Annotated in this window: 8 protein-coding genes and 1 pseudogene; 7 read left to right on the top strand and 2 right to left on the bottom strand. The window is 68.6% G+C overall.

The window, feature by feature from the left end; all coding sequences use genetic code 11:
* A pseudogene (locus tag EU555_RS36755) lies at positions 1–283 on the top strand (crosslink repair DNA glycosylase YcaQ family protein); the annotation flags it as partial.
* An 11-nt stretch (positions 284–294) separates the two neighbouring features.
* On the opposite strand, the gene EU555_RS33550 reads toward EU555_RS36755, so the two are convergent.
* Complete coding sequence (locus EU555_RS33550; protein ID WP_135419668.1) at positions 295–1245, bottom strand: LysR family transcriptional regulator; 951 nt, start codon at positions 1243–1245, stop codon at positions 295–297.
* A gap of 93 nt (positions 1246–1338) precedes the next feature.
* Here EU555_RS33550 and EU555_RS33545 point away from each other — a divergent pair, with 93 nt between their 5' ends.
* Complete coding sequence (locus EU555_RS33545; protein ID WP_135419667.1) at positions 1339–2220, top strand: isocitrate lyase/PEP mutase family protein; 882 nt, start codon at positions 1339–1341, stop codon at positions 2218–2220.
* A gap of 535 nt (positions 2221–2755) precedes the next feature.
* Here the strand turns inward: EU555_RS33545 and dnaE are convergent.
* Positions 2756–6289, bottom strand: coding sequence for a DNA polymerase III subunit alpha (gene dnaE / locus EU555_RS33540; RefSeq protein ID WP_135419666.1), 3534 nt, complete (start codon positions 6287–6289; stop codon positions 2756–2758).
* Positions 6290–6812: 523 nt separating this feature from the next.
* Here dnaE and EU555_RS33535 point away from each other — a divergent pair.
* The 5 genes from EU555_RS33535 (at position 6813) to EU555_RS33515 (ending at position 10355) form a co-directional block, all read left to right on the top strand.
* Positions 6813–8180: a glutamate--cysteine ligase gene (locus tag EU555_RS33535; RefSeq protein ID WP_135419665.1), complete on the top strand. Its 1368-nt coding sequence runs from the start codon at positions 6813–6815 to the stop codon at positions 8178–8180.
* A 263-nt stretch (positions 8181–8443) separates the two neighbouring features.
* Positions 8444–8884, top strand: a complete 441-nt coding sequence (locus EU555_RS33530; protein ID WP_135419664.1) for a hypothetical protein — start codon at positions 8444–8446, stop codon at positions 8882–8884.
* Positions 8885–9009: 125 nt separating this feature from the next.
* Entirely contained in the window at positions 9010–9291 is a 282-nt protein-coding gene (locus EU555_RS33525) for a sulfurtransferase TusA family protein (RefSeq protein ID WP_135419663.1), read from the top strand.
* A complete protein-coding gene (locus EU555_RS33520; RefSeq protein ID WP_245524628.1) occupies positions 9288–9905 on the top strand; it encodes an NUDIX domain-containing protein in 618 nt (205 codons plus the stop codon). The genes EU555_RS33525 and EU555_RS33520 overlap by 4 nt, the downstream gene beginning before the upstream one ends.
* Positions 9906–10049: 144 nt before the next feature.
* On the top strand, positions 10050–10355 hold the full coding sequence (locus EU555_RS33515; protein WP_135419662.1) for a hypothetical protein: 306 nt from the start codon (positions 10050–10052) through the stop codon (positions 10353–10355).
* Positions 10356–10562 lie beyond the last annotated feature (207 nt).

Below are 10562 nucleotides of genomic sequence, written 5' to 3'. Positions count from 1 at the left end.
TCCGTCAGCATCGCGTCTCCTCGCTCAAAGCGCGGAAACGCTCACGACCGCAATAGGTTCAAGTGACAACAGGCCCTACACCCCGGCGGCCGAGCGCCAGTACGGGTATTACGTGCTGCCGTTCTTGTTCGGGGAGAAGCTGGTGGGGCGGGTGGATCTGAAGGCGGACCGGGCGGGGTCGCGGCTCGTGGTGCACGCGGCACAAAGGGCGCGCGGGGGGCTTTTGGCTGGGTGGTTGGGGTTGGAGGAGGTGTCGCCACCTGCTGAGTTAGCGAGAGACTGAAACCAGACAGATCATCTCAAGGGTGCCAACACACCCCGGGCGTGAAGACAGGTCTCTCGCTCGCTGCCGGCCAGAAGAGCCTTGGCAAGGCCGTGCGCTGCCGCCGACAAGTAGGCGCCACGGCGCTTAATCAAAGTGATCGGCACCGTCGTCTCTATTGGTGCATCTATTGGTACCCTGACCAAGCTGCCACGTATGAGCCCGTCCTCCACGATGGAGGCGGGTAGCAGCCCCAGACCAATGCCCGCTTCTACGAGTCGCAATTGTGCCGTTAGCCCGTCCACGGGCGTCACCGGAGCTGCTCCGAGGCCGATGCGGCCGAGCATGTCCTGAAGCGCTTCGCCGAACGATCCGCCGTCACGGGTCAGCGGGAAGCCGATCCAGGACTGCCCATGCAAGGTGCCGCCTCCGCCTTTCGCCCCCGCGAGTTGTAATGCACGCTCCGCGGCGGCCACCACCAGCAGGGTCTCTCGTCCTGCGGGACTCGTCTCAAGGATCGGATCGTCATCGTCTCCGTAACGGAGGCCGATCGTCGCCTCACCGCGGCGGACCATCGCGCTCACGTCTCGGCTCGTGGCCGTGCGAAGCACGAGCCGCGCTGCTGGAAATTCAGCGGAGAACTGACGCAAGGTTGCCGCGAAAGCAGAGGTCGCGAGTGTGCCAACCACGGCCAAGCCAACCTCGCCCGTACCGCCGCGGTCCACTGCCTCCACCGCTCGACGCGCGTCGCGCGTCGCAGCAAGCGCCGCCTCGGCATGCGGCAGCAGGGCCCGACCAGCCTCCGTCGGTCCGATCACGCCGGCCGTCGGCGTACGTTCCAGAAGCGTGCAACCGAGATCAGCTTCGAGTTGCTCGATCCGTCGGCTGACCGCAGGCTGCGAGCGCCCGATCACTGCCGCCGCGCGCGTCACTCCACCCTCCCTTAGAACCGTCACGAAGGCTTCTAGCTCGTCGAGGGTCACGTGATGCAAATTCCTGATTCAGGGCTGAATAACAATGCATTGGACACACCGAGACGCTGAGTCCAGCTTTCATCGGCAGAGAGGAAATATGCCATGCCAGCCACCATCGGCCAGTTGACCCGCTTCGCTTCGCGCCATGCCGAACCAGGCATCCTCGTTCTGCCAAACGCTTGGAATGCCGGTAGCGCAATCCTGATGGCCGAGGCAGGCTTCGAGTTCATTGCTACCACCAGTGCAGGTATCGCCCACGCTCTTGGCGTACCGGAAGGAGTGTTGAGGCGCGATGAGATGGTTGCGCAAGTTGCTCATATCGTTCGCGCTGTCGACGTGCCGGTAACCGCGGACCTGGAAGACGGATACGGTCCGCGCCCCGAAGATGTTGCTACGACCTTGGCTGCTGTCATTGAGGTCGGCGTCGCCGGTGCCAACATTGAGGACAGTGGCGTCGGGGGCGATCCGTGTTTGATCGAGGCAGAGCGCATGTGCGATCGCATTCGTGCTGCACGCGACGTGATCGCGCGGACGGATCGCCCCTTCGTCCTGAACGTGCGGACCGATCCCTACCTCGTCCGCCGGAACTCGGCCTTCGCTGAGGCGAATTTCGCCGAGGCTGTCCGCCGGGCAGGAGCCTACGCCGCAGCGGGAGCCGACTGCGTGTTCATCCCAGGGGCGATGGATGCCGCGACGGTGGAGCGCCTTGCCGCGTCCATCGATGCGCCATTGAATGTACTCGGCGCCCGCGGCGGCAGCGAGAGCACATTGACGATCGCCGACTTCGCGCGTCTCGGCGTGCGGCGCGTGTCGATCGGAGGCAGCCTTGCACTTGCGGCGATGGGACTGGTACGCGACGCCTTAGCCAGCATGAGAGAGGGAGATTTCATCTTTAGTCAGGGCGCACCAACTAATGCCGAAATGGACATAGTTATGTCGGAATTTGCTTCAAGATCAATTTTGAATGGCACGACTCTCGCCTGACGATATCCCTGCACGAATATTGAATGATCGAAATATCGGCGCCTGCGACTATTGTGCGCGTGGCGCAGCATGCCATACAAACCGACTAAATCGAGGATGTTATCCTAACGGCCACGACGTCATTGGCATTGAAATGAATCGGTCCGACTGGATCAGCGCTCTCGATAACAAAAAGGACACTTTTACCCTCGACAATTTCCGGGCGACCATAAATTTTATCCCCTGATTTTAGCCATATTTCGCAATCGAAGCCGACATGCGAATGGATTTTTTCAAGATTCTCTAGAGCAAATATAAAGTCTTCATGTTTCATGCGTTAGTCTTTCAGGCGCCGAGAAAAAACCAAAGCCGGGCTCGGCAATCAGGCTGCGCGCGGCTGAGGAACCGTTACATCCCGGAGCACTGCCCAATCCCGTCGCGATACAGGCACCGCCCCAGGTTTCGCGTCGTCGTTCCCCCAACCGCTTACTGGAACTCCAAATGATGAGGAGGTTGTCGGCGCCGTTTTGCACATCGAACGGCCTGCAAGGCCCCCTCAACTCACCTCCACCTGCACCACCCCCGGCACCGCCCGCAGCGCCCCCGCGATCTGCGGCGTCGCCTGATACTTCCCCCCCAGCTTCACCTCCACCTCCCGCTCACCCTCGTCGAGGATCAGGATCAGCGACACCTCGCCCTCGCCGCGCACCTGCAGCCGCTGCTGCACGCTCACGATCGGGCGCTCGTCGCGCAGGTAGATCCGCATGCCCTTCTGGTGGCGGGAGGCGGCCTGGTCGAGGGGTTCGCAGGTCTGGATGCGGGCGCGCACGTCCTCGCCCTCGGTGCTGGCCTGGAGCTGGAGCACCAGGGCGGCGCCGGGCTCCAGGAGGTCGCGGTAATGCTGGAGGCCCTCCGAGAAGATGATCGCCTCGAAATGGCCGGTCTGGTCCGAGAGGGTGACGATGCCAAGCTTGTTGCCGGTCTTGGTGCGGCGCTCGGCGCGGTCGAGCACGCTTGCCGCCACCCGGCCGACGCTCGAGGTGCCGGCGCGGACCGAGCGGCAGAACTCGGCCCAGGTCTGGACCCGGAGCTTTTGCAACAGGTCGCCGTACTCGTCGAGGGGATGGCCGGAGAGGAAGAAGCCGACCGCGTCGTATTCGCGCTTGAGCCGGTCGGCCATCGGCCAGGGCTCGTGGGGCGGGATGCGCAAGGACACCTCGGCGGCCGCGACGCCGCCGAACATGTCCATCATGCCGACGGTCTCGGCCTCCGCCGCGCCTTGGGCGAGGCGCATCATCGGCTCGACGGCGGCGAAGGCCTTGGCCCGGTCGGGCTCGATCGCGTCGAGGGCGCCGGCCGCCACCAGGCTCTCCAGGGTGCGCTTGTTGACGAGCTTCGGGTTGAGGCGCCGGGCGAAGTCGCCGAGATCGCGGAAGGGTTTGTCTGCGCGGGCCTGCACGATCGCCTCGACGGCGGCGCGGCCGACGCCCTTGATGGCGGCGAGCGCGTAGCGGATCGCGCCGTCATGCACCTCGAAGGTGACGCCGGAGCGGTTCACGTTCGGCGGCTCGACCTTGATGCCGAGGCGCTGCGCGTCCTGGCGCAGTTCGGCGAGCTTGTCGGTGTTGTCGATGTCGAGCGACATCGAGGCGGCCATGAACTCGACCGGGTAATTCGCCTTGAGATAGGCGGTCTGGTAGGTGATCAGCGCGTAGGCCGCCGCGTGCGACTTGTTGAAGCCGTAATCGGCGAACTTGGCCAAGAGGTCGAAGATCTCGTTGGCCTTGGCCTTGTCGAGGCCGCGCTCGACCGCGCCCTTCACGAAGCGGTCGCGCTGGGCGTCCATCTCCGCCTTGATCTTCTTGCCCATGGCGCGGCGCAGGAGGTCGGCGTCGCCGAGCGAGTAGCCGGCCAGGACCTTGGCCACCTCCATCACCTGTTCCTGGTAGACGATGATGCCAAAAGTCTCGGCGAGGATCGGCTCCAGCTTCTCGTGCGGGTACCAGTTCTTCTCGTTGCCGGCGTCGCGGCCGAGCTTGCGCTCGCAATAGACCGGGATGTTGGCCATCGGGCCCGGGCGGTAGAGCGCCACGAGGGCGATGATGTCCTCGAACCGGTCGGCGCACATCTCGACCAGCGCCTTGCGCATGCCGGCCGATTCCACCTGGAACACCCCGACCGTCTCGCCCTTGCGCAGGCGCTCGTAGGTGAGGGGATCGTCGATCGGCAGCGAGGGGAGATCGACCTCGATGCCGCGCCGCTTCAGGAGGTCGGTGGCGGCGCGGAGCACCGTCAGGGTCTTGAGGCCGAGGAAGTCGAACTTCACCAGGCCCGCCTGCTCGACCCACTTCATGTTGAACTGGGTCACCCGCATCCCGGTCTTCGGATCGCGGTAGAGCGGCACCAGTTCTTCCAGCGGCCGGTCGCCGATCACCACGCCGGCGGCGTGGGTCGAGGCGTGGCGGTGCAGGCCCTCGAGCTTCTTGGCGATGCTCATCAGGCGGGCGACGACCGGCTCCTCCTCGATCGCGCTCTGGAGCTTCGGCTCGCCCTCGATCGCCTGGGCCAGCGTCACGGGGTTGGCCGGGTTCTGCGGCACCAGCTTCGTCAGCTTGTCGACCTGGCCGTAGGGCATCTCCAGCACCCGGCCGACGTCACGCAGCACGCCGCGGGCGAGCAGGGTGCCGAAGGTGATGATCTGCCCGACTTGGCCCTCGCCGTAGCGCTCCTGCACGTAGCGGATCACCCGCTCGCGGCCCTCGACGCAGAAGTCGATGTCGAAATCCGGCATCGAGACGCGCTCGGGGTTGAGGAAGCGCTCGAAGAGGAGGCCGAAGCGGATCGGGTCGAGGTCGGTGATGAGGAGCGACCAGGCGACGAGCGAGCCGGCGCCCGATCCGCGGCCGGGCCCGACCGGGATGTCGTGCTCCTTGGCCCACTTGATGAAGTCCGAGACGATCAGGAAGTAGCCCGGGAACTTCATGTTGGTGATGACGCGGATCTCGTATTCGAGCCGGTCGCGGTAATCCTTCTCCGTCAGCCCCTCGGCCGGGCCGTGCTGGCGCAGGCGCTCGGTCAGGCCTTCCTCCGCCTGGCGGCGCAGCTCCGCCGCCTCGTCGGTGGCGATCTCCTTGGCCACAGCCGTCGTCGCGGCGGCGGCCAGGGCCTGCGCGGCGGCGCCCTCCGGCGTGCCTTGCGCCGGTGTGGTGAGGCTCGGCGCGCCGAAGCTCGGCAGGATGGGCTTGCGGGTGCGCGCCCGGCAGGCGCAGCGCATCGCGATCTCGACCGTGGCGGCGAGCGCATCGGGCAGGTCGCGAAACAGCTCGGCCATTTCGGCCCGGGTCTTGAAGGCGTGGCGCGGGGTCAGGCGCCGGCGCTTGTCGTCGGAGACGAGGCGGCCTTCCGCGATGGCGAGGAGTGCGTCGTGGGCTTCGTAATCGTCCGGCTTGGCGAAGTAGGGCTCGTTCGTGGCGACGAGCGACAGGCCGTGCCGGTCGGCGAGGCGGATCAGCTCGCCCTCGACCGCGCGCTCGTCGGGAAGGCCGTGGCGCTGCACCTCGACGTAGAGGTTGGCCTCGCCGAAGGCGCCTTTCAGGGCTTCGAGCCGGGCGAGCGCCAGCTCGGGCCGGCCGGCGCGCAGGGCCGCATCGACCGGTCCGCCCAGCCCCCCGGTGAGCGCGATCAGCCCGCCGGCGCATTCGGCGAGCGCCTGCGCGGAGACGCGGGGCGCCTCGCCGATCTCGTTGTCGAAATAGGCCCGGCTCGCCAGGCGCAGCAGGTGGCCGTAGCCGGTCTCGTCCTTGGCGAGCAGCACGACGTGCGGGTGCGCGGCGTTGAGCTTGCCGCCCTCGGCCGCCTCGAAGGCGACGCTGAGCTGCATCCCGGCGATCGGCTGTATGCCGGAGCCCGCCGCCTTCTCGGAGAATTCGAGCGCCCCGAACAGGTTGTTGGTGTCGGTGAGCGCCAGCGCCGGCTGCCGGTCGGCGCCCGCGGCCTTCACGAGGTCGCCGATCTTCAGCGCGCCCTCGAGCAGGGAGTAGGAGGAGTGGACGTGCAGGTGGACGTAGCCGACGGGCTTCAGGATCTGCAAGGCGACTCTCGCTCCGGTTCGAGCGAGGTAGGATTCCCGGCGAAGCCCGGAGAGTCACGGCCTGCCGCACCTCACCGAGGCGAAAATCGCCGGGGATTCACCGGCAAATCGACGGAACCATCCCGGTCGTGGCCGTGCGGCAACGGAGGCCCGTCAATGCATCGGCGAGAGCGCCACCGCCCACAGGGCGATCGCGCCGGTGAGCAGGCCCATCGAGGCGATCTCCGTGACACCGAGGAGGAACTTGCGTATGTTCATGGTCTGTCCCCTTCCGATGGACGTATGTTTGTTCTTGTTTTGTTCCGTGTCAAAGGGGGGCATCCCGGATCCGGGCAGCGTGGTGAACGGTTGGTTGACGGGGCGCGAAGCCGGCCCGGCACCAGGACAGGGGGGACATGCGCCCCAGGGGTATGATGGGGCCGCGTTGCGGCTCGGTCGTCCGCGGCCTATTTAGGCGCAACCTTGACGGTGGGTCGCAGGCCCGCCGGGAGACATCGTTTTCGTTCTAAGCACGAGGTGGCGCATGGCGCGCGACGTGTCCGACGCGACCCCGCTCAGCGCGCGGTCCGAGCTGATCGAGTGGTTCGCAGCCGGCGAGAAGCCGCACGACGCCTTCGCCATCGGCACCGAGCACGAGAAGGTCCCGTTCTACCGCGCCGACCACGCGCCGGTGCCCTATGACGGCGAGCGCGGCATTGCCGCCCTGCTCGAGGGCCTGCGCGCGGTCACCGGCTGGGAGACGATCGAGGATGCCGGCCGGGTGATCGGCCTTGCGGCCGTCGAGGGCGGGGGCGCGATCTCGCTGGAGCCCGGCGGCCAGTTCGAGCTCTCGGGCGCGCCGCTGCCCGACGTCCACGCCACCGCCCACGAGCTGAGCCAGCACCTCGACGCGGTGCGCCAGGCCGCCGATCCCCTCGGCATCGGCTTCCTCACCCTCGGCATGAGCCCGAAATGGACGCGGGACGAGACGCCCGTGATGCCGAAGAGCCGCTACCGCATCATGAAGGGGTACATGCCGAAGGTCGGGAGCCTCGGCCTCGACATGATGCTGCGCACCGCCACCGTGCAGGTGAACCTCGACTTCTCGTCCGAGGCCGACATGGTGACGAAGATGCGGGTCGGCCTCGCGCTGCAGCCGGTCGCGACCGCGCTCTTCGCCAACTCGCCCTTCACCGACGGCAAGCCGAACGGCTTCCTGTCGCGCCGCTCCGCGATCTGGCGCGACACCGACCCCGACCGCACCGGCATGCTGCCCTTCGCGTTCGACGAGGGATTCGGCTACGAGGCCTATGCGGACTGGCTCCTCGACGTGCCGATGTACTTCGTCAAGCGCGGCGAGACCTACCACGACGTCAGCGGCGCCTCGTTCCGCGACCTGATGGAGGGGCGGCTCGCCGCCCTGCCGGGCGAGCGCGCCACCGTGTCGGACTGGGCCAACCACGCCTCGACCGCCTTCCCGGAGGTGCGGCTGAAGCGCTTCCTGGAGATGCGCGGGGCCGATGTCGGCGACGCCAACATGATCGCCGCGCAGGCCGCGTTCTGGACCGGGCTCTACTACGACCCGGCCGCCCTCGACGGCGCCTGGCAGCTGGTGCGGGACCTCACCGCGGCGGAGCGCGAGGCGATGCGGGCCGAGGTGCCGCGCCTCGGGCTCGAGGCGCCGGCGGGCAACCGGCGCCTGCGGGAGCTCGCCCGCGACGCGCTGGCGCTCGCCGAGGCGGGCCTGAGGGCGCGGGCCCGGCTCGACCCGCAGGGGCGCGACGAGACGCTCTACCTCGCGCCGCTCCAGGCCATCGCGGCCTCGCGCAGCCGGGCCGAGGACCTGCTCGCGCTCTATGACGGGCCGTGGCGCGGCTCGGTCGACCCGGCCTTCGGCGCCTGCGCGTTCTGAGGTCCGGTCGCGGATCGGGACGAGGGGCGGGCCCGGCCCCAAGCCGATCCGGCGCGGCAAGCTTATCCGGACGGGACGGAGCCGGCGGCGACAGTCGAGCCGAGTGCGGCGGCGCACGCGGGCCGGCGGCTGATCATGCGAGAAAGCGTAGCCGATACCGATTGACGGTTCGTCAATCGAGCCGGAATCTTGGAACAGAGGCCGGCCCTTGACCGTTCTTGAGGCCAACGGGGCACGTTCCTCACACGATCGGAGAGATCAGCATGTCGCGCATCACCACCCTCGCCCTCGCGGCCGGCGCCGCTGCGGCCCTGACCGCCGGCACCGTCGGCGCCCAGGCCGCCCCGCTGCCGGCCGCCACCTCGGCGGCGATCGCCGGCTCGGGCGCGACCGTCGACCAGGTGCGCTGGCGCGGCGGCGGCTATTACGGCGGCGGCTATCGCGGCTACGGCTACCGCGGCTACGGCTACCGTCGCGGCATCGGCGCCGGCGGCGCGCTGGCGGCCGGTGCGGCCCTCGGCATCATCGGCGGCGCCATCGCGGCGGGGTCCGCCTCGTCCTACGGCTACGGCTACCCGGCCTATGGCGGCTATTACGGCGGCTACGCCCCGGTCGGCGGCTACGCCTATCCGTCCTACGGCTACAGCTACCCGTCCTACGGCTACAGCTACCCGTCCTACGGCTATTACGGCTACGGCTACTGATCGGCGGGACCGTCCCTGACGGGACAGGTCTGCAAAGGAAGCCCGGCGCGGGATGCCCCGCGCCGGGCTTTCTCGTCTGCGCCGGATATGCTCAACCGGAACCGGACAACGACACCCGAGCGATCATGCGACGCCACGACCTCGACCTGCGCGGGCTCAGATGCCCCCTTCCGGTCCTGCGCACCGCGAAGGCCCTGCGCGGCCTCGCGCCCGGCGACGGCCTGTCGGTGCGCTGCACCGACCCGCTGGCCGCCATCGACATCCCCAACCTCCTGCGCGAGCGCGGCGACCACCTCGAGCGGGTGCTCAAGGACGACGGCGTCCTGACCTTCGACATCCGCCGCGGCGCCGGCTGCAGCCAGGATGAGACCCGTCACGACGCCGACGACCGGGAGAGTGCCGCGTGACCCGGGAGAGGCCCGACCCGGATGCGCCGCGCATCGAGGGCACCCGCACGGTCTACGAGGGCTGGGCGCGCTACCTCGTCGCGGAGGTGCGGATGCCGGATGGCAGCCGCATCACCCGCGAGATCGAGGATCACGGGCCCGCCGTGGCCGTGCTGCCCTACGATCCCGAGCGCCGCGTCGCCCTGCTGGTGCGGCAGTTCCGCACGCCGCCCTGCTTCGTCGACGGCACGCCGTCGGTGCTGGAGGCGCCGGCGGGCCTGCGCGAGGAGGACGATCCGGAGGCCTGCGCCCGGCGCGAGGCGTTCGAGGAGGTCGGCCTGCGGCTGTCGCGGCTCGAGCCCGCCGGCCGGGTCTGGGCGCTGCCGGGCCTCTCGACCGAGCGGATGGACCTCTTCCTCGCGCCCTACCGGGCCGCCGACCGCGAGGGGACGGGCGGGGGCCTCGCGGAGGAGCACGAGAGCATCGAGGTGGTGGAGATCGCGCTTCACGATCTCGCCGCCATGGCCGATCGCGGCGGGATCGCCGACATGAAGACGCTCTGCCTGACCCAGACCCTGCGCCTGCGACATCCGGACCTGTTCGCGGATCTGCCGGCGGGTGACCGTGAGGCTTGAGGGCCACGCAGCGTTCCTGAACGGGCGGTGTACAAGCCCCGGCGTTCACGGGTTCGTGATCGGGGCTATCATCTCGTTCAGCAGCTGTTAACTTTGGGCGGTTCCGATAGCCCTCCGTCGCAGGGGCCTCGACAGGAGACGCCGATGTTCAGCATTGGACCCTTCAACCGTCCGTCCGGCCAGCCCGCCGGCCACTACGCCTCGCTCCTCCCGCTGGAGCCCGAGCCCCTCGACTGCGCTGCCGCCCCGCGGCGCGAGCCGTCGCCGGCACCGGCGGCGCCCAGCATGGCCCGCCACGCGGTCTCGATGGCCGTCCTCCTCGGGCTCACCCTGGCGGTGCATTCGGCCGTCGGCTGGTGGACCCTGCCCGGCCATGCGCCGGTCCTCGCCCCCTCCGCCCAGAAGAGCGCGCCGGCGACCCACGTTGCGACCGCCCGCGCGCCGTCCTGATCCGCACGCCGATTCCGAGATCCTGCGCCAGGATCCTCTGCTCCAAGATCCTGCGTGACCCTGCGGCATCGTCGCGGGTCTGGTGAGCCGGCTATGCCGGACCCGGGCGCGGGCTTGCGCGTTGCCGCCCCGTGGGAAGACCGGCCGACCACCGCTCCTCGGCGGCTGTACTTTGGTCATGATCGTGTCGAGAACCCGGCGGTTTCG

This window comes from Methylobacterium nonmethylotrophicum (genome assembly GCF_004745635.1).
Taxonomy (GTDB): domain Bacteria; phylum Pseudomonadota; class Alphaproteobacteria; order Rhizobiales; family Beijerinckiaceae; genus Methylobacterium; species Methylobacterium nonmethylotrophicum.
This window is presented reverse-complemented; position numbering and strand designations above follow the sequence as displayed.

Coding starts and splice junctions, on each gene's coding strand:
- EU555_RS33545 (WP_135419667.1), top strand. CDS start 1,339: ATGCCAGCCACCATCGGCCAGTTGACCCGCTTCGCTTCGCGCCATGCC.
- EU555_RS33535 (WP_135419665.1), top strand. CDS start 6,813: ATGGCGCGCGACGTGTCCGACGCGACCCCGCTCAGCGCGCGGTCCGAG.
- EU555_RS33530 (WP_135419664.1), top strand. CDS start 8,444: ATGTCGCGCATCACCACCCTCGCCCTCGCGGCCGGCGCCGCTGCGGCC.
- EU555_RS33525 (WP_135419663.1), top strand. CDS start 9,010: ATGCGACGCCACGACCTCGACCTGCGCGGGCTCAGATGCCCCCTTCCG.
- EU555_RS33515 (WP_135419662.1), top strand. CDS start 10,050: ATGTTCAGCATTGGACCCTTCAACCGTCCGTCCGGCCAGCCCGCCGGC.